Annotated in this window: 22 protein-coding genes; 12 read left to right on the top strand and 10 right to left on the bottom strand. The window is 60.8% G+C overall.

Features of this window, described 5'->3' with window-relative positions:
- Positions 1 to 93: 93 nt before the first annotated feature.
- The 4 genes from E4O97_RS23620 to E4O97_RS23605 form a co-directional block, all read right to left on the bottom strand.
- The gene (locus tag E4O97_RS23620; RefSeq protein ID WP_248162389.1) at positions 94 to 5,193 is read right to left on the bottom strand and encodes an SET domain-containing protein-lysine N-methyltransferase; all 5,100 of its coding nucleotides are present in this window, start codon (positions 5,191 to 5,193) and stop codon (positions 94 to 96) included.
- A 309-nt stretch (positions 5,194 to 5,502) separates the two neighbouring features.
- The gene (locus E4O97_RS23615; protein WP_248162387.1) at positions 5,503 to 6,309 is read right to left on the bottom strand and encodes a sulfite exporter TauE/SafE family protein; all 807 of its coding nucleotides are present in this window, start codon (positions 6,307 to 6,309) and stop codon (positions 5,503 to 5,505) included.
- A complete protein-coding gene (locus E4O97_RS23610) occupies positions 6,310 to 7,554 on the bottom strand; it encodes an FAD/NAD(P)-binding oxidoreductase (RefSeq protein ID WP_248162385.1) in 1,245 nt (414 codons plus the stop codon).
- Between the two features lie 51 nt (positions 7,555 to 7,605).
- Positions 7,606 to 7,941, bottom strand: coding sequence for a metalloregulator ArsR/SmtB family transcription factor (locus E4O97_RS23605; RefSeq protein ID WP_005789341.1), 336 nt, complete (start codon positions 7,939 to 7,941; stop codon positions 7,606 to 7,608).
- A 94-nt stretch (positions 7,942 to 8,035) separates the two neighbouring features.
- Here E4O97_RS23605 and E4O97_RS23600 point away from each other — a divergent pair, with 94 nt between their 5' ends.
- Positions 8,036 to 8,899: an MBL fold metallo-hydrolase gene (locus tag E4O97_RS23600; protein WP_032880479.1), complete on the top strand. Its 864-nt coding sequence runs from the start codon at positions 8,036 to 8,038 to the stop codon at positions 8,897 to 8,899.
- Between the two features lie 119 nt (positions 8,900 to 9,018).
- Here the strand turns inward: E4O97_RS23600 and bkdR are convergent, their stop codons facing one another.
- Positions 9,019 to 9,507, bottom strand: coding sequence for a Bkd operon transcriptional regulator BkdR (gene bkdR / locus E4O97_RS23595; RefSeq protein WP_005789440.1), 489 nt, complete (start codon positions 9,505 to 9,507; stop codon positions 9,019 to 9,021).
- A 195-nt stretch (positions 9,508 to 9,702) separates the two neighbouring features.
- Between bkdR and E4O97_RS23590 the strand changes: the two genes are divergently transcribed.
- The 6 genes from E4O97_RS23590 to E4O97_RS23565 all read left to right on the top strand — a co-directional run bounded on the left by E4O97_RS23590 (position 9,703) and on the right by E4O97_RS23565 (position 16,320).
- Complete coding sequence (locus tag E4O97_RS23590; RefSeq protein ID WP_005789442.1) at positions 9,703 to 10,938, top strand: 3-methyl-2-oxobutanoate dehydrogenase (2-methylpropanoyl-transferring) subunit alpha; 1,236 nt, start codon at positions 9,703 to 9,705, stop codon at positions 10,936 to 10,938.
- 1 nt (position 10,939) lies between these two features.
- On the top strand, positions 10,940 to 11,998 hold the full coding sequence (locus tag E4O97_RS23585) for an alpha-ketoacid dehydrogenase subunit beta (RefSeq protein ID WP_005789444.1): 1,059 nt from the start codon (positions 10,940 to 10,942) through the stop codon (positions 11,996 to 11,998).
- Positions 11,999 to 13,261 (top strand): dihydrolipoamide acetyltransferase family protein, encoded by a 1,263-nt coding sequence (locus tag E4O97_RS23580; RefSeq protein ID WP_078821749.1) that lies wholly within the window; start codon positions 11,999 to 12,001, stop codon positions 13,259 to 13,261.
- Between the two features lie 4 nt (positions 13,262 to 13,265).
- The gene (gene lpdA / locus E4O97_RS23575) at positions 13,266 to 14,645 is read left to right on the top strand and encodes a dihydrolipoyl dehydrogenase (RefSeq protein ID WP_032880474.1); all 1,380 of its coding nucleotides are present in this window, start codon (positions 13,266 to 13,268) and stop codon (positions 14,643 to 14,645) included.
- A 204-nt stretch (positions 14,646 to 14,849) separates the two neighbouring features.
- Positions 14,850 to 15,869: a branched-chain amino acid aminotransferase gene (locus tag E4O97_RS23570; RefSeq protein ID WP_005789450.1), complete on the top strand. Its 1,020-nt coding sequence runs from the start codon at positions 14,850 to 14,852 to the stop codon at positions 15,867 to 15,869.
- 172 nt (positions 15,870 to 16,041) lie between these two features.
- On the top strand, positions 16,042 to 16,320 hold the full coding sequence (locus E4O97_RS23565; RefSeq protein ID WP_248162383.1) for a hypothetical protein: 279 nt from the start codon (positions 16,042 to 16,044) through the stop codon (positions 16,318 to 16,320).
- Between the two features lie 40 nt (positions 16,321 to 16,360).
- Here E4O97_RS23565 and E4O97_RS23560 read toward each other — a convergent pair whose 3' ends face one another.
- A complete protein-coding gene (locus E4O97_RS23560; RefSeq protein ID WP_078821750.1) occupies positions 16,361 to 17,248 on the bottom strand; it encodes a GNAT family acetyltransferase in 888 nt (295 codons plus the stop codon).
- 326 nt (positions 17,249 to 17,574) lie between these two features.
- Here E4O97_RS23560 and E4O97_RS23555 point away from each other — a divergent pair, with 326 nt between their 5' ends.
- The 3 genes from E4O97_RS23555 to E4O97_RS23545 all read left to right on the top strand — a co-directional run bounded on the left by E4O97_RS23555 (position 17,575) and on the right by E4O97_RS23545 (position 20,775).
- Positions 17,575 to 18,471, top strand: coding sequence for a hypothetical protein (locus E4O97_RS23555; protein ID WP_032880472.1), 897 nt, complete (start codon positions 17,575 to 17,577; stop codon positions 18,469 to 18,471).
- Positions 18,468 to 19,859 carry an alginate export family protein gene (locus E4O97_RS23550; protein ID WP_078821751.1) on the top strand — a complete coding sequence of 464 codons (1,392 nt, stop codon included), beginning with the start codon at positions 18,468 to 18,470 and terminating at the stop codon, positions 19,857 to 19,859. The genes E4O97_RS23555 and E4O97_RS23550 overlap by 4 nt, the downstream gene beginning before the upstream one ends.
- A gap of 97 nt (positions 19,860 to 19,956) precedes the next feature.
- Positions 19,957 to 20,775: an alpha/beta hydrolase gene (locus E4O97_RS23545; protein ID WP_005789458.1), complete on the top strand. Its 819-nt coding sequence runs from the start codon at positions 19,957 to 19,959 to the stop codon at positions 20,773 to 20,775.
- Between the two features lie 54 nt (positions 20,776 to 20,829).
- Here the strand turns inward: E4O97_RS23545 and E4O97_RS23540 are convergent, their stop codons facing one another.
- On the bottom strand, positions 20,830 to 21,216 hold the full coding sequence (locus tag E4O97_RS23540) for a DoxX family protein (protein WP_032880465.1): 387 nt from the start codon (positions 21,214 to 21,216) through the stop codon (positions 20,830 to 20,832).
- Between the two features lie 196 nt (positions 21,217 to 21,412).
- Between E4O97_RS23540 and E4O97_RS23535 the strand changes: the two genes are divergently transcribed.
- Entirely contained in the window at positions 21,413 to 22,411 is a 999-nt protein-coding gene (locus E4O97_RS23535) for an NAD(P)H-quinone oxidoreductase (RefSeq protein ID WP_078821753.1), read from the top strand.
- Positions 22,412 to 22,482: 71 nt separating this feature from the next.
- Here the strand turns inward: E4O97_RS23535 and E4O97_RS23530 are convergent, their stop codons facing one another.
- From E4O97_RS23530 to E4O97_RS23520, 3 genes are all read right to left on the bottom strand, one after another.
- Positions 22,483 to 23,613, bottom strand: a complete 1,131-nt coding sequence (locus E4O97_RS23530; RefSeq protein ID WP_248162381.1) for an alkene reductase — start codon at positions 23,611 to 23,613, stop codon at positions 22,483 to 22,485.
- Between the two features lie 78 nt (positions 23,614 to 23,691).
- Positions 23,692 to 24,369 carry a type 1 glutamine amidotransferase domain-containing protein gene (locus tag E4O97_RS23525; RefSeq protein WP_248162379.1) on the bottom strand — a complete coding sequence of 226 codons (678 nt, stop codon included), beginning with the start codon at positions 24,367 to 24,369 and terminating at the stop codon, positions 23,692 to 23,694.
- Positions 24,366 to 24,995, bottom strand: a complete 630-nt coding sequence (locus tag E4O97_RS23520) for a TetR/AcrR family transcriptional regulator (protein WP_248162376.1) — start codon at positions 24,993 to 24,995, stop codon at positions 24,366 to 24,368. Before E4O97_RS23520 ends, E4O97_RS23525 begins: the two co-directional genes overlap by 4 nt.
- Positions 24,996 to 25,168: 173 nt before the next feature.
- Between E4O97_RS23520 and E4O97_RS23515 the strand changes: the two genes are divergently transcribed.
- Positions 25,169 to 26,107, top strand: a complete 939-nt coding sequence (locus tag E4O97_RS23515) for a GlxA family transcriptional regulator (protein ID WP_032880454.1) — start codon at positions 25,169 to 25,171, stop codon at positions 26,105 to 26,107.
- Positions 26,108 to 26,244 lie beyond the last annotated feature (137 nt).

The following is a 26,244-nucleotide window of genomic DNA, read 5'->3' as shown; positions in this document are numbered from 1 at the left end:
AAACGACCTGTCCATTGTCGAGGAAGCGTCCTGACGAAAGCGCCTGCTGGCGCTTTCGCTCGGGGGCGGAGGCTGACGCGCCGAGCACTGAACTCAGCGATCAGGATCCGGTTTGATCGCAATATCAGGTACCGGTTTATAGAACGGTCCATAGTCCAGCAATAACTCTTCCCCTTTCTTGATGTCCTTCAGCGCCACGTAGAACGTCAGGTTTTTCCCGACCGAGATGGACACGACATTGTTGGACCTCCACGCTGGCCCATCGCCCAGTTGCGAGGTGTTGATCAGGCTCAGGGTGTTGCCCGTGTGCAGCCCACTCACCGTCCGCGTACCCGAACGGGTACCAAACAGGTAGGTCATTACAGCCCGCGAGCCTTGCTTGCGTTGCTCCTCGAACAACGACGCCTCGTCTGGGTGATATTTGCCTGCATACGGACCAAGCACTTCATATTGAGGAATATCGCGCCGCGCCCACACCGAAGCGCCGCGAGCCGGCCCACCATCGTCCAGCGGCGTGACCACTTCCATAGCCTCCTCAAACCGAGACTGGTGTTGACCTTCGGTTCGCAGCCAGTCTTTGATCGATTCCTTGATTTGGGCTGAAACGCGCGCCTTTGTTGCGCTATCCAGCCCGTCAAGCACACCATTCCAGTAGGCGATACGGATGTCATCGATAGGACCTTCAAGTGCTTGAGTCAAGCTGACCCTGGGGTTCGCCGGGTCCTGCAGGATCGGCAGTGTGTTGTCGATCTGATGGCGGGGCAGTGTCTGGAAATCACTGGGCTCAACCTTGATAACGACAGGCGGGACTGCCAACGCTGGCCCCGGGGCCTCTACGCCCTGAGGCGTATCGGCGTGCAAGGTCAGATCCGCAACCTTCGCTTGCGGCGGGTCCAGAGGGTCTGATGCCGGTCGTTTTCGTGCCGTATCCACAGCAGGTTGCTGGGGCGTGAGACGCGGTCCAGTGTTTTGCTGTAACCGTTCGAGACGTTGGACAGCAATCGCTGTAAAGGAGCCGTCACTTTTAACGTACTTCGTCCAGACGCTTGGATTAAGCCTGTGCTGGTGCAAGAACTGCGCTTGCGTCATTGAGTTGTCCGCATTGGTGGCAAGCACTTGCCACTGGCGCAAAAGGTCACTGGTGATCCGCCTATAGGTGCCATCGGTTGCGCTGCTCACCAGTGCTTCGCCGGTGGCCGACAGGCTGCCGTCTGCCCGTACATGTGATCTGAATGAGTGCGCACTGAGGTTATGGTGACCGGCAAAACCTTCCCTGGTCATGGCGTCCCGCGCCTGCTGTGTCATGTTTTGCCACGCCAGGATGTGCGTTTCGGTCACCTTGTCAACCGGTGTGTTGGCCGCGCGGTCGCGCACAAGCTCGCCGGCAGGGCTCAGTTTGCCGTCAGGCTGCACGTAGTGATCAAAGGTTCTCGGGGAGATGTGTCTATGTCGGACAAAGTTCTTACGGGCAGAGCCTTGCTGTTGCGCAAGCGGCAGCGCCTCCCAGTCGCGCAAATGCTCGGCGGTGATCAATAGCATCGGCGCCCTCGGAGCATGGGCCGCGGGCCTCAGTGCAGCGCGCTCAAGACGTTCCCTGGCGGTCTTTTTCAAGGAGCCGTCAGGGTTGACCCAGTCCCTCCACGTAGCAGGATGGAGCCCGTTCTCGCGGGTGAACTGCGCTTGCGTGACCGCGTTATCCGGGCTCTCGAAGTGCGCTTTCCATTGGCGAAGATGCTCATCGGTAATTCTGTTAGGGACGACCCCGGCTACCCTGTCCATCAGCTCCCTGCCGACTGGCCCCAAGGTCCCATCTCGCCGTACATGCGTTTTGAACGACCCCGGATTAACGTGATAAAGCTCGGCAAACCCTTCGAGGGTCAACACGTCGCGCTGCGCCTGTGTCATGTCTTGCCAGTCACGGATATGGGTTTCAGTCACCGGATAGAAGGGCGTGCCGGGCAGGCGGTCGCGCACTGCCACACCGGTAGCGGTCAGTTGACCATTGGGTTGCACGTAGCGCTCAAAAACTCTCGGGTGGAGGTGTTTTTGCCGGGCGAAGCCCTCACGGGTAAGGCTTTGTTGTTGCTCCAAAGACAGCGCCTGCCAAGCGCGCAAATGATCAGCCATGGAGGACGGGGCCTGGCCTGCGGACGCCAGTGCGGCATTTTGCCGTGCCTGTTCCAGGCGCTGCGCGCCCATTTCCTTTAAAGAACCATCCGCCTTGACGTACAGCTCCCAGCTACGTTGGCTGAGCCCGTGTTGACTAACAAACTGCGCAGACGTCAATGTGTTGTCCGGGCTCCTGAAAAGCTCATCCCACTGGCGTAAATGATCATCGGTAATTTGTTTGCTTCTGGGGGCGACGGACGACTTGAGCAACGCTTCGCCCCTGATCATCGGGGTGCCATCCCGGCGCACATAACTTTTGAATGTTCCTGGTCGAAGGTTATGAAGGCCGATAAATCCGTCCAAGGTCATTTCGTCACGCGCCGCTTGTGTCATGTTTTGCCAATCACGCACATGCGTTTCGGTCACCTTATCGGTGAATGCGTTGGCGGGGCGGTCACGCACGATCACACCGGTATCGCTCAACTGGCCGTCAGGTTTCACGTAGTACTCAAAGGTTTTCTGGGGGAGGTGATTCTTTTTGGCAAAGCCCTTTCGGGTAAGACTGGCCTGTTCATCCGGCGACAACGCCTCCCAGGCCCGCAAATGTTCAGCGGTGATCTGCCCGCCACCTGGCGCCCCCAGGCGCTGCCATTCGTCCCCTTGTACATGCTGGACCAGCAACTCGGTTTGCCGGTTGTTGTGATAAACCCGCGCCTGCACAACACCGTCGTCCGTGCGCGAAACCTGGCGCACCTCATATACCGCTGTATCACCGTTGCTGTCGGTATGGCGTATATGCGACATGTGCCCATCGGCCGCCACATACACCCCCTGACGGTTGCGTGACAGCCCCACGATTTTGCGGTCTGGCACTTTGAAGTGCCCGAACAGCTCATGGCTCAACTCACTCAGCCCATCAATGTGCGCCGTGTCCACCTCACCGTCGACAGCCTGGGTCGATACTTTGAACTGCTCAAGCGGGCTGCCATAAGGTCGCATAGTGTCAGCGTCAAATGAATACCACTTGCCGCCTTTGAGCACAGCAGCCCCTTCCACTGTCTGGCCTCCCACCTTCAAGGTGCCTGTTGCTGCGACGTCGTACTGTTTGCTGATAGTTTTCAACACGTCGTAGCTGCCAGTGGCGCCTCTGAGTTTGTTGACGGCCTTGATGCCTTTGGACAGTACATAGAGGCCAGCAGTACCCACCAACCTGGGCAGATCGCCCACCCCTCCCACAGGGTTGAGCACGTCAATGGCCGCCACACCGATGACCTTGGCCGCCCGCAATGCCTTGGCGCCGGTGGAAAGCGCCGAGCGGCCGACCTTGAGCAATTTTCCGGCGGTGGCGGTGCCGGCGGTAAGAAAGCCGAAAACATCCAGCAAGAGATCGAAAGCCCCGTCCCCGTACTTGCCGTTTTGAAAATTGACAATGGCGGACCTGAAGGGGATCAGGTTCAACAAAAACTCGCTCAACTGCGCGTTCGCCGTGTCCAAGGCCGTCTGCCCACGGGCTTGCAACTTGATAGCCGGATCGTCGAGATCCAAGTGCTCGACAAAGGCCGTGGCAATCCCATGGGATCGAGCACTGGTAAAGCTCTCCCATGGCCCGTTATCCAACGGGCGCTCACGCCCAAGATCATCTGCTTTGTGGCTGGGCGTGAACGTTTTGGTCGTCGTTACCTTGTTGCCAACCCTGTCCGCCCTGATCTTCGTATCGTAAAGGCTCGCTGTTTCAATCGTGCCTTTATTGAAGTCGATGACGTAGGCGTGCGACACGCCTTGCAGTTCAGTTTTAACCAGCAGCCCCGGTTTATTTTGACCATACGTATTATTGAAATGACCATCCATGACGTATGAGCCTTCCTGGAAAAAGCTGATTTTCCCAAACTCCAGGCGCTGGCGATCTTCCAACGGCAGTTGCGAAATCATGTGCCTGACCACTGTATTGACGGCGGCCTTTTTTTCCTCGATCGCACGGCTGAACTGCCGTTCGAATTCAGCCGGCACGCCAAACTGCCGGTTGGCGTTCAAACGCGTCAGCACCCTTCGCAGGTCATTGCCCTTGAGTGAACTGCTCGGTTCATACGCCCTGAAGAGCCGGGGTTCCAGCCAGTCGATCATGGCGATATCCAATAGCGAAATCCCTCCCCCTTCAATCGCCACGTAGTGCTGATCAATCGCGAATGCTTTCTCTTCGAAAAATGCGCCAAGGTCGCCAAAACGCTCTTTGAGCTTGGCCAGTGCGATCTCTTTTCGAGTGGGCAGTGCTGTGTCCAGTGCCTGGGAAGCAACGAGCCGGGCGTCCTGTTGCGCGTTGAATGCGACCCTTGCCGATTCAAGTTGCGCGGGGACATAGTCGCCATCCTGTCTTTTTGTGAGCACGCCGCTCGCCACGGCCCAGTCCAGCAATGCCAGGGTTTGTGCCGCTTGGGTAACTGCAGGGTCGACCCGCTGCGCTTCTTGCGCCTCACTCATGACTTGGGCAAACGTCATACCAGGGACTTTGCCGGGTGTGTGCGCCTCAATCGTCATCGCAGCCATCGTCAGGCTGGCCCACGCCTGACTGCCAACCTTTACCGTCGGGGGAATGTCTTTGATCAGAAACTGCGGTGCCGCCTTGGCCAGCAACAGGTACGCACCGACACTCGCCAGTGCAGCGCTGGTTTTGCCAGTACTGCTCAAATGTTCGGCCAAGCCGGCCACAACCTTGGAGGCGTGGTGCCCCCCACGTGTGTCACTGCCCAGGTCGAAACCGGCAACGCTGTTGCGAGCGGGCGCAGTGATCGACTCAGGGTCCATCTGCAGGGCGATAGCGGCCAGCAGGTAATCGCTTGCGCTGCTTTCGCTGTCAACGCCTTGCATGGTTTGCTGTAGCGCTTTGCCCATCCGCTGCCCTTGCGGGGAGTTGACCAGTGCCTGGAGTATTTTAGCCGGGTCGTCGCCCGCCTCTGCCGGCAGCGGCTGCCGATACCGCAGAAACTCCAGCACCCCGCCCTGGGTTTGCATCACCAGCGGCTGATCGCCAAGGGCGTGTTGGTGATTCATCGTGACAAGACGCAAGCGCCGCTGTTCGCCTGCGCTCAAGGGAACCGACCAGGATAATGCGCCTCCCAGATTACCCAGCGAGGGCGCCGGGCTGCTGGGTATCGGTCTATCCTGGCTGAGACGAGGGGACGTCATTGAGGTGTCGACGCCATAGGTCACAGGTGATGACGGATGTTCATCTGTCGGCAGGGGAAGCGAAAAATGAGTACTTGCAGCGGTAATGCTTGTCATAAAACGCCTATGCGTAGTCGAGGAGTCCGGCGCTTGCGGCCGTTCACTGAGTGTCAGCACCCAATGAGGAGGTTCCCGACCAACTGCAAGACTTCGTGACCGTGCACCGGTACCGCGTCAGAGCAACGCGCTGACAAACATGCCAATCGCCACCACCCCACACAGGCTGGCGAACCCCACTTGCAACACCCGCGCGGGGATGACCGAACACAACCGCCTTCCCGCCAACATGCCGACGACACTCGCGCCGATAAACACCCAGCCCACCGGCTCGATGCTCACGCCCGCATGAAACGCACCGGCCACGCCGATCAGCGATAGCAGGCTGACCACCATCAACGACGTGGCGACGATCCCGCGCATCTGCACGTCAGTCAGTTGTTTGAACGCCGGCACGATCAGGAAGCCGCCGCCCACGCCCAGCAAGCCCGATACAGCACCCGTCACAGCTCCCAGCGCAGCCAGGGTGGCGCTGCACTTGGCGGTCCAGGAGAAGCGCCCGGTTTGTTGATCCAGCATGCAATTCTTCTGGCCCCATGAAGCGGCGCCATGGTCACTCGGCCCCGCCTCGCGCTTTTCCCGTTGCAGCATGCGCCAGGCCACCAGCACCATCAGCGCGCTGAACAACCCCATCAGCACCGGCTCCGACATTTGGTGGGCTACGAACACGCCCAACGGCGAAAACAGCGCGCCGAGCAAGGCGATCAACAACGCCGCGCGGTAACGCACCAGGCCATGGCGCAAGCCATCGATGGCCCCCACCGCCGCTGCCGCGCCCACTGCGAGCAACGACACCGGCGCGGCTTGGGTCATCGTCAACCCCAGCCCCAGCACCAACGCCGGCACCCCAAGGATGCCGCCGCCCGCGCCGGTCAGGCCCATGACCAGGCCCATCAATACACCCAACAGACTGGCCAGCAGCATTCAGTCCACCTTGCTCAGACGGGTCAGCCACTCGCGGCCCTTGAGCATACCGTTCCAGTAGAACCACGGCAGCAGCGTGGCCTTGAGGAACCACATCGAACGGCGCGCCCGAGTCGGGTCCGGGGGAAAGGTCGGCAGCAGCTTGCCGCCGTAGCCGAACTCGGCCAGTACCACCTTGCCCTTCTCCACCGTCAGCGGGCAGGAGCCGTAGCCGTCGTATTTGAGCGGCAATGGCGCCTGTTTGCGCAGGGCCAGCAGGTTCTCGGCCACCACCACGATTTGCTTGCGCACCGCGGCCGCCGTCTTGGCGTTGGTGGTACCGCACACATCGCCAAGGCCGAAGATATGCGGGTAGCGCAGGTGTTGCAGGCTGTGGGGGTTTACTTCGCACCAGCCGGCGGCGTCGGCAAGCTCGCTTTCGCGGATAAAGTCCGGGGCCAGCTGCGGCGGCACGACGTGCAACATATCGAAGGTTTTCTCTTCGACGCTCACGTTGCCTTCGGCGTCCTTGACTTCGAACCAGGCTTTGCGCGCCGGGCCGTCGACTTTTACCAGGTTGGAGTTGAACGCCAGGCGCGCGTCGTATTTTTCGACGTATTTCATCAACGGTGGCACAAAGGTCGCCACGCCGAACAACGCAGCGCCGGCCAGGTTGAACTCCACCTCGATGTTTTTCAGTGCACCCTGCTTGAGCCAGTGATCACAGGACAGGTACATGGCTTTTTGCGGCGCTCCGGCGCATTTGATCGGCATGGCGGGCTGGGTGAACAGCGCCTTGCCGCCCTTGAGTTGCTGCACCAGTTGCCAGGTGTAGGCGGCGTGCTCATAGCTGTAGTTGGAGGTGACGCCGTGCTGGCCGAGGGTGTCTGGCAGGCCCTCGATCTTCTCCCAGGCCAGGCGCAGACCGGGGCAGACGATGAGGTTTTGCCAGGTGACGCGCTGACCGCTGTCGAGCACCAGGGTTTGCTCGTCGGGCAGCACTTCGCTGACGGCGGCCTGTACCCAACTGACGCCGTTGGGCAGCACATCGGCCAGGGGGCGGCGGGTCTTTTGCAGGTCGTAGGCACCACCGCCGACCAGGGTCCAGGCCGGTTGGTAGCAGTGGTAATCGTTGGGCTCGATCAGGATGATGTTCAGCTGCGGGTCGCGCTTGAGCAGGCTGGCCAGCAGGCCGATGCCTGCCGAGCCGCCGCCGATGACTACGATATCGCCACTGATGGTGGGTCCCCAGTGTTGTTCGGTCATTGTCTACTGCCTTTTTGAGTCAATGCACACAAGGGTCGCTGCCGGATGGCGTCACGCCCAGCTTTTTATGACCGCGCCGCAATACAGCCCGGACAGGGTCTTCATCACTTGAATCACTTCATGGCTGGCCAGCCCGTAGAAAATGTATTTGCCTTCTCGGCGGGTGGCGACCAGCCCTTCATCGCGCAGGATGCCCAACTGTTGTGACAGCGTGGGCTGGCGCACGCCAGTCAGGGCTTCCAGCTCGCCGACGTTGCGCTCGCCTTGGGTCAACTGGCACAGGATCAACAGTCGGTCTTCATTGGCCAGGGCCTTGAGCAAGGAACAAGCCTTGGACGCCGACGCACGCAACTGGGCGACTTCGCCCTCACTCAAGGTAGATTCCATTTGCTTCGGGTCCTTTATGTCACTTAAGCTCAAAACATTATGTGTAAACGTAAACTGATTGTAACCACTTTTTTCTTCATTGGGGACAGCCGCCATGCCAGCGTTGATTCAAGCCTTTCTGGATGACGCATCGTCGACCTATACCTACATCGTCTATGAAGCGGATGGCGGCCCCTGTGCCATTGTCGACTCGGTACTCAACTACGACCCGGCGTCGGGGCGTACCGATACCGCCCAGGCTGACAAGGTGATCGCGTTCGTGCGCGAGCATGGCTTGCAGGTGCAGTGGTTGCTGGAAACCCACGCTCATGCCGATCATCTGTCTGCCGCGCCCTACCTGCGTCGCACCCTGGGCGGCAAGATCGCGATAGGCGAATCGATCAGCAAGGTGCAGGGTGTGTTCAAAAACCTGTTCAACCTGGAGCCGGAATTTCGCGTCGACGGATCGCAGTTCGATCACCTGTTTGCGCCGGATGAGGTCTTTCATATCGGCGGTTTGAAAGCCCAAGCCCTGCATGTGCCGGGACACACCCCTGCCGACATGGCCTACTTGATCGACGGCCGCTTGATCCTGGTGGGCGACACGCTGTTCATGCCCGACGTCGGCACCGCCCGCTGCGATTTCCCCGGCGGCGATGCGCGGCAGTTATACGCATCGATGCGCAAGCTGTTGGCGTTCCCCTCGGATACCAAGCTGTATGTGTGCCATGACTATCCGCCAGAGGGGCGTGAGGCCAAGTGCCAGACCACTGTGGCGGAACAAAGGGCGGGGAATATTCATGTGCACGATGGGGTGGATGAAGCGGCGTTTGTAGAGATGCGCACCCAGCGTGATGCCGGGCTGGGAATGCCGACCTTGTTGCTGCCGGCGATCCAGGTGAATGTGCGGGCGGGGCATATGCCGCCGGCGGAAGAAAACGGCGTGACCTACCTGAAGATCCCCCTCAACCAACTTTGAAATACAGTAAAAAAATGTGGGAGGGGGCTTGCTCCCGATAGCAGTGGATCAGCTACACATAAATTGACTGTCACACCGCCATCGGGGCAAGCACCCTCCCACATTTTTACCGCGTTGAGTCAGTTGCCCAGGCTGATGCCGTTGGCTGGCAGCGGCAGCGCCGTCTTGTAGCGCACCTGCTTCAAGGCAAAGCTGGAGCGAATGTTTGCCACCCCCGGCACCTTGGTCAAAAAGTCCATCATGAAACGCTCCAGCGACTGGATCGTCGGCACCAGCACGCGGATCAAATAATCCGGATCACCCGCCATCAGGTAGCACTCCATCACCTCGGGACGGTCCGAGATCGCCCCTTCGAACTGCTGCAACGCCAACTCATTCTGCTTTTCCAGGCTTACATGGATGAACACATTGACGTGCAGCCCCAGCAGGTCAGCATCCAGCAACGTGACCTGCTCACGAATCAGGCCCAGTTCTTCCATCGCCTTGACCCGGTTGAAACACGGCGTGGGCGACAGGTTGACCGAGCGGGCCAGGTCGGCGTTGGTGATGCGGGCATTCTCCTGCAGGGCGTTGAGAATGCCGATATCGGTACGGTCCAGTTTGCGCATGAGACAAAATCACCTGTTTATTATGTTTATGCAGTTTTTTTATCCGCAAATGACGGTGAGCGCAATGAAACACAGATAAATATTCTTCTACGCCACGCCTATGATTGTTGTAGGACAAGATTTCTTCTACCCGAAGACTGACTGTCAGCTAGCGCGCCCACTACAAGAAATTCACAAGATAGAGCGTAGAAAGCCATGACCCAGCCGTATGCACCGCTGCGCCTGCACGTTCCCGAACCTTCGGGCCGTCCAGGCTGCAAGACCGATTTCACCTACCTGCGTCTGACCGACGCCGGCCTGGTACGCAAACCCGCCATCGACGTAGAACCCGCCGACACCGCCGACCTGGCCAAGGGCCTGATCCGCGTGCTCGACGACCAGGGCCAGGCGCTCGGGCCGTGGGCCGAGGGTGTTTCGACCGAGATCATGCGCAAAGGCATGCGCGCCATGCTCAAGACGCGCATCTTCGACAACCGCATGGTGGTCGCCCAGCGCCAGAAAAAAATGTCGTTCTACATGCAAAGCCTTGGCGAAGAAGCCATCGGCAGCGCCCAGGCCCTGGCCTTGAACATCGACGACATGTGCTTCCCCACCTATCGCCAGCAAAGCATTCTGATGGCCCGCGACGTGCCGCTGGTAGACCTGATCTGCCAACTGCTGTCCAACGAGCGCGACCCGCTCAAGGGTCGCCAGTTGCCGATCATGTACTCGGTCAAAGAGGCGGGCTTCTTCACCATTTCCGGCAACCTCGCCACCCAATTCGTGCAGGGCGTGGGTTGGGGCATGGCTTCGGCGATCAAGGGCGATACCAAGATCGCCTCGGCCTGGATCGGCGACGGCGCCACCGCTGAATCGGACTTCCACACCGCCCTCACCTTCGCCCACGTCTACCGCGCGCCGGTGATACTCAACGTGGTCAATAATCAATGGGCCATCTCCACCTTCCAGGCCATCGCCGGCGGTGAAGCCACCACTTTCGCCGGACGCGGCGTGGGCTGCGGCATCGCCTCCCTGCGGGTAGACGGCAATGACTTTATCGCGGTGTATGCCGCCTCGGCCTGGGCTGCCGAACGCGCACGGCGCAACCTGGGGCCAACATTGATCGAGTGGGTCACCTATCGCGCCGGCCCGCACTCCACCTCCGATGATCCGTCCAAATACCGTCCAGCCGACGACTGGAGCCACTTCCCCCTGGGCGACCCGATTGCCCGTCTCAAGCAGCACCTGATCAAGATTGGCCAGTGGTCTGAAGAGGAACATGCGGCGGTCAGTGCCGAACTTGAAGCCGAAGTGGTCAAGGCGCAGAAGGAAGCCGAACAGTACGGCACCCTCGCCGGTGGCCAGATTCCAAGCGCCGCGACCATGTTCGAGGACGTCTATAAAGAGATGCCGGAGCACTTGAAGCGCCAGCGTCAAGAGTTGGGGGTGTGACATGAACGACCACAACAACAGCATCGAACTGGAAACCGCCATGACCACCACCACCATGACCATGATCCAGGCCCTGCGCTCGGCCATGGATGTGATGCTCGAACGTGACGACAACGTGGTGGTGTTCGGCCAGGACGTCGGCTACTTCGGCGGCGTATTCCGTTGCACCGAAGGTTTGCAGACCAAATACGGCAGCTCACGGGTGTTTGACGCACCGATCTCGGAAAGCGGCATCGTCGGCGTAGCCGTGGGCATGGGCGCGTATGGCCTGCGCCCGGTGGCGGAAATCCAGTTCGCCGACTACGTCTACCCCGCCACCGACCAGATCATTTCCGAAGCGGCGCGCCTGCGTTATCGCTCGGCCGGCCAGTTCACCGCGCCCTTGACCATGCGTATGCCCTGCGGCGGCGGCATCTACGGCGGCCAGACCCACAGCCAGAGTATCGAAGCGGTGTTCACCCAGGTCTGCGGCCTGCGCACGGTGATGCCATCCAACCCCTACGACGCCAAGGGCCTGCTGATCGCCTCCATCGAGAACGATGACCCGGTGATCTTCCTGGAACCCAAGCGCCTGTATAACGGCCCGTTCGACGGCCACCACGATCGCCCGGTAACGCCGTGGTCAAAACACCCGCAAGCGCAGGTTCCGGACGGTTACTACACCGTGCCCCTGGACGTGGCCGCCATCGTGCGCCCAGGTTCGGCTGTGACGGTGCTGACCTATGGCACCACCGTGTATGTGTCGCAAGTTGCCGCCGAAGAAACCGGCATCGACGCCGAAGTCATCGATCTGCGCAGCCTGTGGCCGCTGGATTTGGAAACCATCGTCAAGTCGGTGAAAAAGACCGGCCGTTGCGTGGTGGTGCATGAAGCCACGCGCACCTGCGGCTTTGGCGCCGAACTGGTATCGCTGGTGCAAGAGCACTGCTTCCACCACCTGGAAGCGCCGATCGAGCGCGTCACCGGTTGGGACACGCCCTACCCGCACGCGCAGGAGTGGGCGTATTTCCCAGGGCCGTCCCGAGTGGGCGCGGCGTTGAAACGGGTCATGGAGGTCTGAATGGGCACGCACGTTATCAAGATGCCGGACATTGGCGAAGGCATCGCGGAAGTTGAATTGTCGGTGTGGCATGTGAAGGTCGGCGACCTGGTGGTTGAAGACCAGGTGCTGGCGGATGTGATGACCGACAAGGCGATGGTGGATATTCCCTCGCCCGTCCACGGCAAGGTGATTTCCCTGGGCGGCGAGCCGGGTGAAGTCATGGCGGTGGGCAGTATTTTGATCAGCATTGAAGTGGAAGGCGCAGGCAACACCAAGGATGTGCCGGTGGCTGCCGAACCGATGAAGACCGCGCCTGTCGTTGAAGCCAAACCGGTCACGGCACCCGTTCAAAGCAAACCGGCTCCAGCCGTGAACGCGCCACCAGCGCCCGTGGCCCGCGAAGCCAGCGAGCGCCCGTTGGCCTCCCCTGCCGTGCGCAAACATGCGCTGGATGCCGGAATTCAACTGCGTCTGGTCCATGGCACAGGGCCTGCGGGCCGGATTCTGCACGAAGACCTGGAGGCGTACCTGCACCAGGGGCCGGCCACCAGCGCCAGCGCCGCCAACCCTTACGCCGAGCGCAATGATGAACACCAGATCCCGGTGATCGGTATGCGCCGCAAGATCGCCCAGCGTATGCAGGACGCCACCCGGCGCGCCGCGCATTTCAGCTACGTGGAAGAAATCGACGTCACCGCCCTCGACGAGTTGCGCGTGCATCTCAACGAAAAGCACGGTGCGACACGCGGCAAGCTGACCCTGCTGCCGTTTATCGTACGGGCCATGGTGGTGGCGCTGCGCGACTTCCCGCAGATCAACGCTCGCTACGACGACGAAGCCCAGGTCATTACCCGCCTCGGCGCGGTACATGTGGGCGTCGCCACGCAAAGCGACGTGGGCCTGATGGTGCCGGTGGTGCGTCACGCCGAAGCCCGCAGCCTGTGGGGCACTGCCGAAGAAATCGTGCGCCTGGCCAACGCCGCACGCACAGGCAAGGCCAGCCGTGAAGAGCTGTCCGGCTCGACCATCACCCTGACCAGCCTGGGCGCCCTGGGCGGCATCGTCAGCACGCCGGTGCTGAACCTGCCGGAAGTGGCCATCGTTGGCGTCAACCGCATCGTCGAACGGCCCATGGTGATCAAGGGCCAGATCGTGGTGCGCAAGATGATGAACCTCTCCAGCTCCTTCGATCACCGCGTGGTCGACGGCATGGACGCGGCGCAATTCATCCAGGCCATTCGCAGCCTGCTCGAACAACCCGCCAGCCTGTTCCTGGAGTAAGGGCATGACTCAGACATTGCACACCACGCTGCTGATTATCGGCGGCGGCCCCGGCGGCTATGTGGCGGCGATTCGCGCCGGCCAGCTGGGCATCCCCACCATACTGGTGGAAGGCCAGGCACTGGGCGGTACCTGCCTGAACATCGGCTGCATTCCGTCCAAGGCGCTGATCCATGTAGCCGAGCAGTTCCAGCAGACCGTGCATCACAGCCAGGGCTCACAACTGGGCATTGAAGTGGATGTGCCGACCCTGGACATCCGCAAAAGCGTGGAATGGAAAGACGGCATAGTCGATCGCCTGACCACGGGTGTCGCCGCGCTGCTGAAAAAACACAAGGTGCAGGTCGTTCACGGTTGGGCCAAGGTTATCGACGGCAAGACTGTCGAGGTGGGCGACCAGCGCATCCAGTGCGAACACCTGCTGCTGGCCACCGGTTCGAAAAGTGTCAACCTGCCGATGCTGCCGATTGGTGGGCCGATCATCTCGTCCACCGAAGCCTTGGCACCGACCCGCGTGCCCAAGCGCCTGATTGTGGTGGGCGGCGGTTATATCGGCCTGGAACTGGGTATCGCCTATCGCAAGCTCGGTGCCGAGGTCAGTGTGGTCGAGGCCCAGGAACATATCCTGCCCGCCTACGATGCCGAGCTGACCTTACCGGTGGCCGAGTCCCTGAAGAAACTCGGGGTGAAGCTGTACCTTGGGCACAGTGTCACCGGCTTTGCCGACAACAAGCTGCAAGTGCGTGCGCCCAATGGCGACACCTTGGCGCTGGACACCGACCAGGTGCTGGTAGCCGTTGGGCGCAAACCCAACACCCAAGGCTGGAACCTCGAAGCGCTGAACCTGGACATGAACGGCGCGGCGGTCAAGATCGACAGCCGCTGCCAGACGAGCATGCGCAATGTGTACGCCATCGGCGACCTCAGCGGCGAACCGATGCTGGCGCACCGGGCCATGGCCCAGGGCGAGATGGTGGCCGAACTGATCAGCGGCAAGACCCGCGAATTCAACCCGGCCGCGATTCCAGCGGTGTGCTTTACCGACCCGGAACTGGTGGTGGTCGGCAAGACCCCGGACGAGGCCAAGGCTGCCGGGCTGGACTGCATCGTGTCGAGCTTCCCGTTCGCCGCCAATGGTCGGGCCATGACGCTTGAGTCCAAAGCCGGTTTCGTGCGGGTGGTGGCGCGGCGTGACAATCATCTGATTGTCGGTTGGCAAGCCGTGGGGGCTGGGGTGTCCGAGCTGTCTACCGCGTTCGGCCTGAGCCTGGAAATGGGCTCGCGCCTTGAGGATGTGGCCGGCACCATTCACGCCCATCCGACCCTTGGCGAGGCGGTACAGGAAGCGGCATTGCGGGCACTGGGGCACGCCTTGCATCTGTGAAACTGCGGTGACGCTATCGCAGGCAAGCCAGCTCCCACATTTGGAATGCAGTCAAATGTGGGAGCCGGGCTTGCCCGCGATGACGGTGGACCAGCCAGTACAAAGGCTCAATGGTCCACCCACCCGCTCCCACACAAGCCAAGAATGCAGTATTGTTGCTCCCATCCAGAAAAAAATCCGACTTGACCAGAGATAGAGGGTGTCATGGGTAACGAAAGCATCAATTGGGACAAGCTGGGTTTTGACTACATCAAGACCGACAAGCGGTTTCTCCAGGTCTGGAAAAACGGCGAATGGCAGGAAGGCACCCTGACCGACGACAACGTGCTGCACATCAGCGAGGGCTCCACCGCCCTGCACTATGGCCAGCAATGCTTCGAGGGCCTGAAGGCCTATCGCTGCAAGGACGGTTCGATCAACCTGTTCCGCCCGGACCAGAACGCTGCACGTATGCAACGCAGCTGTGCCCGCCTGTTGATGCCGCATGTGTCGACCGAAGACTTCATCGACGCCTGCAAACAAGTGGTCAAGGCCAACGAGCGCTTCATCCCGCCGTATGGCAGTGGCGGCGCGCTGTACCTGCGCCCGTTCGTGATCGGCACCGGTGACAATATCGGCGTACGCTCTGCGCCGGAGTTCATCTTCTCGGTGTTCGCTATCCCGGTCGGGGCCTACTTCAAAGGCGGCCTGGTGCCACATAACTTCCAGATCTCCACCTTCGACCGCGCTGCGCCGCAAGGCACCGGTGCCGCCAAGGTCGGTGGCAACTACGCCGCCAGCCTGATGCCGGGCTCTGAAGCGAAGAAATCCGGCTTCGCCGACGCGATCTACCTGGACCCGATGACTCACTCGAAAATCGAAGAAGTCGGCTCGGCCAACTTCTTCGGGATCACCCACGACAACCAGTTCATCACGCCGAAGTCGCCTTCGGTGCTGCCAGGCATCACCCGCCTGTCGCTGATGGAACTGGCCCAGACCCGCCTGGGCCTGGACGTGGTCGAAGGCGAAGTGTTCATCGACAAACTGGACCAGTTCAAGGAAGCCGGCGCCTGCGGTACTGCTGCGGTGATTTCACCGATCGGCGGCATCCAGCACAACGGTAAGATGCACGTGTTCCACAGCGAAACCGAAGTCGGCCCGGTTACCCAGAAGCTCTACAAAGAACTGACCGGTGTGCAGACCGGTGACGTTGAAGCGCCCGCGGGTTGGATCGTCAAGGTTTGAAAATGATCTGAACCTGCCACTTCAGAAAAAGGCCCATTCACCGCTGTCGGTGAATGGGCCTTTTTTATGCGGTGGGTTACTGGATGTGCAATCACCTGTGAAGATTGACAGTAGACAGTAAAAATCGGCACACCTAAGTTAACTCTCCTTCTAAACCCAGCAGGAGCCCATCATGGCGATCTATGAATTACGTGTGTCCGCAGAAGATTTCGAGAATGACGGTAGTAAAGAAATCGTGATGGAAACTTACATTAACAACGACCTTGATTGGGCCGTTTACGCGTCATCCAGCAAGCACGACGGGATTTACGATACCGCCTCGGCACCCGATGACGTCGACGGCGATGGAGACTACGATAACGATGACAAGGCGCTTTACCTGTACGTAGCCAACGCTTTCGCCAAAATGACAGCCTATGCCATAAAAAAACGAAAAAAAGCGAAGAAATAAAGCTCACCAGCCATGACCAGGTTGCCGTCGGTCATGCGCGTCAACCGTTGATATTTTCTGCAATCCTCTTACCCATACTGATCCTCGGCTCCACCCCATACCCCAACGCCTCATAAAACCCCACCACGACGTCATTGCCGCCGGTGATCTGCAGGTTGATCTTCATGCAGCCCAAGGCCGTCAACGCCTGCTCGGCATGGCGCACCAGCGACGATCCCAAACCATGGCGACGATAGTCGTCATGCACCGCCACCGAGTACAACCAGCCACGATGGCCGTCATAGCCCGCGAGAATCGTACCAATCACGGCTTTCTTGTCGGTGGCCACGAAGAACAGCCCATCGTTGACCGCCAGCTTCTTGTCAATCGCCAGGCTCGGCAGGTTGTGTGCGGTGTCATAGCCAAACGCCTGCTGCCATAACTCAATCACTTGGGCGCGATGCTGCCGGTCGCGGTAGGGGCCGATGGGATGCCGTGACAGCAAGGTCTTTTCCATGACCAGCGTGCGCTCGTTGCCATGGTAGACATCGCGCACGGTGTGAAAACCCAGCTTGCTGTAGAACGGCTCGGCAGTCAGTGATGACGGCACACTCAACACCGTCACCCCGGCTTCGCGGGCACGCAGTTCGATCTCGATCATCAACAAACGGCCGATACCCTGCCCTTGCAGCTCGGGATTGACGAAGACCGAACGCACCACGTTGGCATCAAGGGCAGCGGTGGCGACGATTGAATGGTCCTGGGTAGCCACCAGCACAATACGGCGGTTGAGCAGTTCCAGAACCGCATCGGGCGTGAAGTGAGTGGCGACGCGAGCAATCACATCTGCTGGATAATCCCGTGCATTGCTGCTGTGCAAGGCCGCCAGAATGACCTGGCTGATGCCCTGGGCATCGGCTGCTTGGGCGAGACGAACAACGGTCGACATGACTCCTCCTGGCTGGCGCGACTGTAATGAACACCCCACTGTGCATGTGGAAGGGAGCTTGATCCCGATAGCGGTGGGTCAGCTAAAGATAAGCTATACGCCTCGTTGATGCCCTGCATATCGATCATTTCCACATCCCGGACAATCCTCTGTTCGGCGCAGAACCCAGCATCTCCCGGGCTTTCTGGATACGGCCGATCAGCGAACCGCAACAGGTGCGGGCAATGCCATTGACGCTGAACCGTTCAACCAAGCACGCCCATACAATCGGCGTCACCGCCCGCCCCCTAAGCTTTTGACTTTCTTAAAAGCGCTGGAGAGTAGGCATGTACAGAAAAGTGAGGGCGGTAACCCTGGCCGTGACATTGCTGGCCGGGGCCATGGCGGGCAGCGCATGGGCGGCCACGCCGGTAGTGGCTGTGGCGCCGCAATACGACACCAGCCATGTGTATGTAGCACCCGCTGATGTAGAGGGTTTTGCCCAGAGTTTCCTGGCCACGTTCGGGGGCAAGAGCACGCCCCAGGTGGTGGTCAATGTGCTGCCGGTGCCAAGCAGCACCACTTCGCAACTGTTGCAGACCCCGGCCGGCACGGTGTCACTGTTCGGCTTCACCACGCCCATCCCCCATCCTTTCGGCCAGGAGCGCAATGGTTATCTGGTCAAGGACATGGACGTGGCCCTGAAGGCAGCTCGGGACAACGGCGCTGCGGTCATCGTCAGCGATTTTCCCGATCCCATCGGCCGCGATGCGGTGGTGCAGTGGCCGGGCGGCGTGAACATGCAGCTGTATTGGCACACCAAGGCTCCCGACTACGCCGCCTTCCAGACGGTGCCGGAAAACCGCGTGTACCTCAGCGCCGATCGCGCCGACCGCTTTATCAAGGCGTTCCTTGGCTTCTCCCACGGCAAAGTGGTAGCCGATGACAAACACGCACCTGCTGTGGAGGTGGGCCAGGCTGGCGGCACTTACCGACGCGTCGAAATCACGTCGCCCTTTGGGCGTATGGCGGTACTGGTGACCAACGGCCAACTGCCCTACCCCTTTGGCCATGAAACCACCGGCTATGAGGTAGCCGACCTGACGGCCACCCTGGCCAAAGCCACGGGCTCGGGCGCTACCGTACTGGTGCCGAGCTTCGCCAGCAAAGGCCGTCGCAGCGCATTGGTGCAATTCCCGGGCGGTTACGTCGCGGAAATTCACCAACTCATCGCGGCGAAATGATCCGTCGTACAGGCTGGGGCCTGGCCGTGCTGTGGCCGCTGGTGGTGGGCAGCGTACATGCCGACAATCAACCGACCCGCCCGGCCATCAAGGCCAATCGCTGGCAGGAAGACTGGTCTGTGCTCAAGGATCCGGCATTGCGCACGCAACCGTTGGACAACCTCAAGTACATCCCGCTGTCCGCCGCCAACCCGTTCACCTACCTGTCCATGGGTGCGACGTTGCGCGAACGCTTCGAGATGAACGACGCCAGCGGCTTCGGCGTGCGCGATGTAGCGCGTGATCGCTACCTGATCCAGCGTTTTCAGGTGCACGCCGACTTGCACCTCAACAAACACTGGCGGCTGTTCACCCAGCTGGAAGATGTACGGGCCTATGACAAAACCACCATCGGCGGCGCCGACCAGAACCGCGTAGACCTGCGCCTGGCCTTTGCCGAATACGTGAAGACCTTCAGCGCCGGCACCTTTAAGGCTCGGGCGGGTCGCCAGGACTTTGCCTTCGATTTGCAGCGCTTTATTTCGTCGCGCGATGGCCCGAATGTGCGCCAGTCCTTCGACGCGCTGTGGGCCGATTGGGAAACGCCCCAGTGGCGTTTTATCGGGATCGCCAGCCAACCGGTGCAATACCAGGATGGCCGGCACTTTGACGACAAATCCAATCGTGACGCGCGCTTCCACATGCTGCGGGTCGAGCGGCTGGTGGGCGGCAGCAATGAGTTGTCGGCCTATTACGGCGTCTACGAGCGCCGTGCCGCCCATTACCTGGATGCCGACGGCAACGAGACCCGCCAGTTGCTCGACGTACGCCTGGGCGGCGCGGCCCGGGGCTTCGACTGGGATATCGAAGCCATGCTGCAAAAGGGGTCGGTGGGCAGCCAGGCGATCCGCGCCTGGGCCGGCGGCAGCCGTACCGGCTACACCTTCGACACGCTGGCCTGGACACCGCGCCTCGGCCTGCAAGTGGATGTCGCCTCCGGTGACCGCAAGCGCGGTGATGGCCGCGTCGGCACCTTCAACCCGCTGTTCCCCAACGGCTACTACTTTTCCCTGGCCGGTTATACGGGCTACAGCAACCTGATCCACGTCAAACCATCAATCACCGTCAAACCCATCGCCAAGCTGAGCGTGCAAACCGCTGTCGGCCTGTTGTGGCGGCAGACCACCGCGGACGCGGTTTATACCCAACCCAACCTCGCCGTCGCCGGAACGGCTGGCCAGGGTCAACGCTGGACCGGCGCCTATGGCCAAGTGCGCACCGACTACGCGTTTACCTCCAACATCAGCGGTGCAATCGAGGCCGTGCACTACGCGGCTGGCCAGACCCTGCGTGATGCCGGTGGGCACGACAGCAACTACCTGGGCATGGAACTCAAGTTCAGTTGGTAACCTCAGGCGAGCACACCCATACAAGCCTGGGCTCAGGTTAACGGCAATAGTGATACGGTTTTTTCAGCGCTTTTTTAACTCAAGCAAGGAGATTCAGATGAGCACCTTCGTTGCCAAAGACGGTACCCAGATCTACTTCAAGGACTGGGGCAGCGGCAAGCCCGTGCTGTTCAGCCACGGCTGGCCGCTGGATGCCGACATGTGGGAATACCAGATGGAGTACCTGAGCAGCCGCGGCTTTCGCACTATCGCGTTCGACCGCCGTGGCTTTGGCCGCTCGGACCAACCCTGGACCGGTAACGACTACGACACCTTCGCTGACGATATCGCGCAGTTGATCGAACACCTGGACCTGAAGGACGTGACCCTGGTGGGCTTTTCCATGGGTGGCGGTGATGTGGCGCGCTACATCGCCCGCCATGGCAGCGCTCGTGTCGCCGGCCTGGTGTTGCTGGGTGCCGTGACGCCGATCTTCGGCCAGCAACCCGACTATCCCCAAGGCGTCCCCACCGAGGTGTTCGATGGCATCAAGGCCGGCCTGTTGAAGGATCGCGCCCAATTCATCAGCGATTTCAATACGCCGTTCTTCGGTATCAACAAGGGCCAGCAAGTCTCGGAGGGTGTGCTCAGCCAGACCCTGCAGATCGCGATGCTTGCCTCGCTCAAGTCGACCGTGGATTGCGTCAGCGCCTTCTCCGAAACCGACTTCCGCCCGGACATGGCCAAAATCGACGTGCCGACCCTGGTGATCCATGGCGACGGCGACCAGATCGTGCCGTTCGAAACCACCGGCAAGGTGGCTGCCGAAATGATCAACGGCGCGCAACTGAAGGTCTACAAGGATGCACCCCACGGGTTTGCCGCGACCCACACCCAGCAGCTCAATGAAGACCTGTTGGCGTTCCTCAGCCGCTGAACCGCTTGCAACCTCCTCTGCTTGTTTGGCCGGGTTCGCCCGGCCTTTTTTTGCTCAGGCAAAGCGCTGAACCACTACCAGCCGCCCCGGCCCGGCAATGAGGATGCTGGTAAAGATGATCAACAGCAGCCAGCCGAACTGCCCCTCCCACAGCGTCCACTCTGGATGCACCACCAGCAAAGCGATGACCAGCACCGCCAGGATCGGCACGCACGCCAGGCGCACCAGCACGCCCGCAATGATCAGCAATGGGCACAGCACCTCGGCAAAGATCGCCAGCAGCAAGGTGACCTGGCCCCCCAGGTGAAACGGGTCTTCGATCAGCTTCAACTGTTCGCCGTAGTTGAGCAGCTTGGGCAACCCATGCACACACAACAGGAACACCGCCCCGCTGACCCGCAGGAACAACAGTCCGGTATCCTGATTTCTCGCTTCGTTCATACGCCACCTATGTCCGTCAATAATGATCGACGGCCAGTGTGTCCAAAGCCGCGCCGACGCACTTGCAGGCTTGTGCTGAAATCCTGCGGTTGCCCCAGGCCGTTGCATTGCCGAAAGAACCCGGCATGATCTTGCTGAACTGCCGACCCCGCGCTACGGTCCCAACCCATACGCTCATCGCTACAGGAACTTTTCCATGACGCTCCCCCAAGAAATGACCCTGATCGAAATCACCACGCCTGGCGGCCCCGACGTCTTGCAGCCACGGCGCGCCGACGTGCCAGTGGCCGGGCCAGGCGAGATTCTGATTCGCGTGCACGCCGCCGGGGTCAACCGCCCAGACGCGCTGCAACGCGCCGGCAAATACCCGATGAAACCCGGCATGAGCCCGATTCCCGGGCTGGAAGTGGCCGGTGAAGTGGTGGCGCTGGGCACTGGCGTGACTGAATACAGCCTGGGCGACAAGGTGTGTGCCCTGACCAATGGCGGTGGCTATGCGCAGTTTTGTGCGGTGCCGGCCAGCCAGGCGCTGCCGATCCCGGCGGGCATGGACTGGATTCAGGCCGCCGCCGTGCCGGAAACCTTCTTCACGGTCTGGGCCAACCTGTTCGGCCTCGGCGGTGCCCATAAAGGCCAGCGCGCCTTGATCCACGGCGGCACCAGCGGCATCGGCACCACCGCATTGATGCTCTGCCAGGAGTTCGGTATCCAGGCATTCGCCACCGCCGGCAGCGCAGACAAATGTGCCGCGATTGCCAAGCTGGGCGCCGAACCGATCAACTACCGCGAACAGGAGTTTGCCGAGGTCATTGCCCAACAGACCGATGGCAAAGGCGTCGATGTGATTCTCGACATCATGGGTGCCTCGTACCTGAACAACAACCTCAAGGCCCTGGGCATGGACGGTCACCTGGTGATGCTCGGCTTCCTCGGTGGCGGCAAGGCTCATGACGTCGACCTGCTGACCATCCTCGCCAAACGCGCGGTGATCACCGGCTCCCTGCTGCGCGCCCGCACCCGCGAAGAAAAGGCCGCGATTGCCGAACAGCTACGCGACTACGTGTGGCCGGTGCTCAGCGCCGGGCGCTGCCTGCCGATCATCGACAAGGTCTATGCATACACCGACGCCGCCCAGGCCCATGCGCGCATGGAAGGTGGGGATCACATTGGCAAGATTGTGTTGCGGGTGGAGTGAGGCGCTTTCCTCAATCCTTGGCGACCGGCCAAGTTTGACGGTACTCGGCACAAATGTGGGAGGGGCGTGTGTCACTCCGGTTCGGCATACACCGGATAATCCACATACCCCGCCTGAGTCCCCCCATACAAGCCCTCTGCCTTCAACGCATTCAATGGCCAGCCATTGAAAATCCGCTGGGGCAGGTCTGGGTTGGCAATGAACGGCCGTCCGAAGGCGATCAGGCCCGCCAGCCCTGCCTCTACCAGCCGTGTACCGCGCTCGGCGGTGTAGCGGCCGGCGTAGATGATCCTGCCGCTGAAGGTGCGGCGCACGGCCTGGCGGAATGTTTCAGGCAGGTCCGGCGCGTTATCCCAGTCGGCTTCGGCGATGGAAACATAGGCGATGCCCGACGCTTCCAGCACTTTGATCGCTTCGATATAGGTACGGTGCGGGTCCTCTTCCACCAGGCCAATGTAGACCCGATCCTGATCGGTACCGCTGAACAGCGGCGAAAAGCGCACGCCCAGGCGCTGCGGCCCCACCACCTTGCACACCGCCTCGACAATCTCGCGCAGCAAGCGCAGGCGATTGTCCAGCGAACCGCCGTACTCATCCTCACGGATGTTGGAGTGGGCCGAGATGAACTGGTTGACCAAATAGCCGTTGGCCGCATGGATTTCCACACCATCGAACCCGGCGTCCAGGGCATTGCGAGCAGCCTGGGCGTAGTGCCCGACCAACTCATCGATTTCCAGCACGCTCAACGCACGAGGCACGGGCGGCTGCACCAGCTCACCCACACCCGGACCGGTTTCAATAAAGGCTTTGGCTTGCAGCGCCGGCAGTGCAGACGGCCCCACCGGTGCGGCGCCGCCAGGTTGCAAGGCGTTATGGGACACCCGCCCCACGTGCCATAGCTGGGCAAAGATCACCCCACCCTCGGCATGTACCGCTGCGGTGACCTTGCGCCAACCCTCGATCTGCGCCGGTGTATGGATGCCCGGCGTCCATGCGTAGCCCTGGCCGCGCGGCTCGATCTGCGTACCCTCGCTGACCATGAAGCCGGCACTGGCACGCTGGCGGTAATATTCGGCCATCAGGTCGGTGGCGATATTGCCCGGCTGGGCGCTGCGCTGGCGTGTCAGCGGCGGCAGCACAACGCGATTGTTCAAGCGATGATGCCCCAGCTTTATCGGGGTGTTCAAAATGCAGTCAGGCATGGGGATATTCCAAATTCAGAACGAACGAAAACCCTGGCGACTCCTGGGAGTCGCCAGCGCGTACCTCGGTTTATTAACTTAAGCGCTGAGTGTCAGCAGGGCCTTGGCCACGTCGCTGGAGCTGCCCGGGTTCTGCCCAGTGACCAGCAAGCCATCGACAATCACAAAGGATTGCCAGTCGGCGCCCTTCTCATACTTGCCGCCCAGTTTTTTGAATTCATCTTCAATCAGGAACGGCACAACATCGGTCAATTGCACCGCGGCTTCCTCCGAGTTGGAGAACCCGGTCACACGGCGGCCCTTGATCAACGGCTCACCGTTGACTGCCTTGACGTGGCGCAAGGCACCCGGTGCATGGCAGACAAATCCGATGGGTTTGCCGGCCCGTTCGAACGCCTCGATCAACGCGATGGACACCGGCGACTCCGCCAGGTCCCACAGCGGGCCGTGGCCGCCAGGGTAGAACACGGTGTCGAAGTCGGCGGTGTTGACCGTTTCCAGCTTCACCGTGGTAGCCAGGGCCTGCTGCGCAGCCGGGTCTGCGGCGAAGCGCGCTGTCTGCTCGGTTTGCGCATTCGGTTCATCGCTCTTCGGGTCCAACGGCGGCTGGCCGCCGGCCGGGGAAGCCAGCACCACATCGGCGCCAGCGTCCTTGAACGCGTAATAAGGGGCGGCAAACTCTTCGAGCCAGAAGCCGGTCTTGCGCCCGGTATCGCCAAGCTGGTCGTGAGAGGTCAGTACCATTAATACTTTCATTTTCCAGTGCCTCGATCGATGTGAGTAGCAGGGTTTTCAGGGCCGCCCAACAACTGTTGGGTCAGCAGCAGCGCCTCGCAGAACGGCGCAGTGGTACGGGTGATCTTGCCCATGACGCTGGTTCCCAGCCACAGCGCATACAAGCGCTTGGCAAGGCTGTGCGGAGCGTGCTCAAACCTGAGCGAACCGTCTTCGACCCCGCGCTCCAGGGCCAGCGCGAGTAACTCGATGGTGCGCGAAGTACCGCGCTGCAACGCCAATCGCATGGGTTCTGACAGGTCGGAGACTTCAGCCCCCAACTTGACGGCCAGGCACTTGCCGGTATCGGTGCAGCCAGTGTGGTTGTCGATCCAGCCTTGCCAATAGCGCATCAACTTGGCGTGATGGGTTAAACCCGGCTGATCCAACAGCTGCTGCATGCCTTCGACGTACTGGTCGAAATAGGTATCGAGCAACACCACGCCAAACGCATCCTTGGAGTTGAAGTAGTGATAGAACGAGCCCTTGGGCACTTGCGCGGCGAGCAGGATTTCGTTCAAGCCCACCGCGGAAAATCCCTTGGCGCCGACGATGGATTGCGCACGCTCAAGAATCGCTTGCCGTGCACTGCTGCTTGCGTTGCTCATGCTTGCCTCCGTGCGATTAGACCAGTCGTCTAGTTCGTTGGGGCCATGTTAGGCAGCGAGGCAACCACTCACAATGTCATATCCGCAAGGATTCCGGACATGCGCCAAAGTCGGTTGCCGTTTGCCTGGTACACGCCGACAATCCCCTCTCCCCTGCCCCTTGGAGAGATGCAATGCACAGCGTTGCGCTGATGGTTTACCCGAATTTCCAGTCGTTGAGCCTTAGCCTGGGCTCGGTGTTCGAGTGCGCCAACCTGCTGCGCGGCGAGCCGGCCTATGAGTTTCACCTGGTATCGGAAAGCGGCGGCGCGGTGATGACCTCCCAGGGCTTTTCAGTCAATACCAACGCCATCCGCCCAGAGGGTTATGACACTCTGATCGTCAGCGGCTATCTGGAGTTTCGCCTACCGGAGGCCAACCTGCTGGAACTGGTCAAGGCAGCGTCGGCACAGTCGCGCCGGGTGGCCTCGTTATGCATGGGCATCTTTGTGCTGGCGGAAGCGGGCCTGCTCGCCGGCAAACGCACCACCACCCACTGGATCCACGCGCCGGCGTTTCGCAAGCGCTACCCGGATATTCGCCTGGAAGAAGACAAGTTGTTCGTGGTGGACGGCCAGGTGTGGACCGGTGCCGGCATGAGCGCCGGGGTCGACCTGGCACTGGCGATGGTGGAGAACGACCTGGGCAGCGACCTTGCGCGCCGCATCGCACGCAAGCTGGTGATAGCCCAGCGCCGCGGCAGCGAGCAATCGCAACTCTCAACCTTGCTGGAACTGGACCCCAAATCCGACCGCGTGCAACTGGCCCTGGCCTATGCGCGTGAAAACCTAACCCATGATTTATCGGTAGAAGCCTTGGCCGAAGTCGCCCGGCTCAGCCCGCGCCAGTTCAGCCGAGTGTTTCGCGAAGAAACCGGGCAAACCCCGGCCAAGGCCATCGAAGCCCTGCGGGTGGAAGCGGCGCGGGCGATGATGGAAACCAGCCGTCACCCGGTGGAAGTAGTGGCCCGCGAAACCGGGTTTGGTGATCGCGAACGCATGCGCCAGGCGTTCCTCCGTGCATTCGGGCAGCCGCCCCAGGCGATGCAGCAGGTGCTGTTCAATCCAGGCTAGGCCCGTGTGGGAGGGGCTTGCCCCCGATTACCATAGGTATCTACACAACTTTAGTAACCACGATGCGAAGCGAGCCGCTCTTGATCTTGCCCCCGTAACCACAATGCGAAGCGAGCCGCTCTTGACCTTGATCTTGC

This window comes from Pseudomonas sp. W15Feb34, from assembly GCF_023127765.1.
Taxonomy (GTDB): domain Bacteria; phylum Pseudomonadota; class Gammaproteobacteria; order Pseudomonadales; family Pseudomonadaceae; genus Aquipseudomonas; species Aquipseudomonas synxantha_A.
The sequence above is the reverse complement of the archived record's forward strand: the minus strand, read 5'-3'. Positions and strand labels throughout refer to the sequence as shown.

Bases quoted from the DNA above. Each gene is read 5' to 3' on its own strand.
- E4O97_RS23615 (WP_248162387.1), bottom strand. From the start codon at position 6,309: ATGCTGCTGGCCAGTCTGTTGGGTGTATTGATGGGCCTGGTCATGGGC.
- E4O97_RS23610 (WP_248162385.1), bottom strand. From the start codon at position 7,554: ATGACCGAACAACACTGGGGACCCACCATCAGTGGCGATATCGTAGTC.
- E4O97_RS23605 (WP_005789341.1), bottom strand. From the start codon at position 7,941: ATGGAATCTACCTTGAGTGAGGGCGAAGTCGCCCAGTTGCGTGCGTCG.
- E4O97_RS23600 (WP_032880479.1), top strand. From the start codon at position 8,036: ATGCCAGCGTTGATTCAAGCCTTTCTGGATGACGCATCGTCGACCTAT.
- bkdR (WP_005789440.1), bottom strand. From the start codon at position 9,507: ATGCGCAAACTGGACCGTACCGATATCGGCATTCTCAACGCCCTGCAG.
- E4O97_RS23590 (WP_005789442.1), top strand. From the start codon at position 9,703: ATGACCCAGCCGTATGCACCGCTGCGCCTGCACGTTCCCGAACCTTCG.
- E4O97_RS23585 (WP_005789444.1), top strand. From the start codon at position 10,940: ATGAACGACCACAACAACAGCATCGAACTGGAAACCGCCATGACCACC.
- E4O97_RS23580 (WP_078821749.1), top strand. From the start codon at position 11,999: ATGGGCACGCACGTTATCAAGATGCCGGACATTGGCGAAGGCATCGCG.
- lpdA (WP_032880474.1), top strand. From the start codon at position 13,266: ATGACTCAGACATTGCACACCACGCTGCTGATTATCGGCGGCGGCCCC.
- E4O97_RS23570 (WP_005789450.1), top strand. From the start codon at position 14,850: ATGGGTAACGAAAGCATCAATTGGGACAAGCTGGGTTTTGACTACATC.
- E4O97_RS23565 (WP_248162383.1), top strand. From the start codon at position 16,042: ATGGCGATCTATGAATTACGTGTGTCCGCAGAAGATTTCGAGAATGAC.
- E4O97_RS23560 (WP_078821750.1), bottom strand. From the start codon at position 17,248: ATGTCGACCGTTGTTCGTCTCGCCCAAGCAGCCGATGCCCAGGGCATC.
- E4O97_RS23555 (WP_032880472.1), top strand. From the start codon at position 17,575: ATGTACAGAAAAGTGAGGGCGGTAACCCTGGCCGTGACATTGCTGGCC.
- E4O97_RS23550 (WP_078821751.1), top strand. From the start codon at position 18,468: ATGATCCGTCGTACAGGCTGGGGCCTGGCCGTGCTGTGGCCGCTGGTG.
- E4O97_RS23545 (WP_005789458.1), top strand. From the start codon at position 19,957: ATGAGCACCTTCGTTGCCAAAGACGGTACCCAGATCTACTTCAAGGAC.
- E4O97_RS23540 (WP_032880465.1), bottom strand. From the start codon at position 21,216: ATGAACGAAGCGAGAAATCAGGATACCGGACTGTTGTTCCTGCGGGTC.
- E4O97_RS23535 (WP_078821753.1), top strand. From the start codon at position 21,413: ATGACGCTCCCCCAAGAAATGACCCTGATCGAAATCACCACGCCTGGC.
- E4O97_RS23530 (WP_248162381.1), bottom strand. From the start codon at position 23,613: ATGCCTGACTGCATTTTGAACACCCCGATAAAGCTGGGGCATCATCGC.
- E4O97_RS23525 (WP_248162379.1), bottom strand. From the start codon at position 24,369: ATGAAAGTATTAATGGTACTGACCTCTCACGACCAGCTTGGCGATACC.
- E4O97_RS23520 (WP_248162376.1), bottom strand. From the start codon at position 24,995: ATGAGCAACGCAAGCAGCAGTGCACGGCAAGCGATTCTTGAGCGTGCG.
- E4O97_RS23515 (WP_032880454.1), top strand. From the start codon at position 25,169: ATGCACAGCGTTGCGCTGATGGTTTACCCGAATTTCCAGTCGTTGAGC.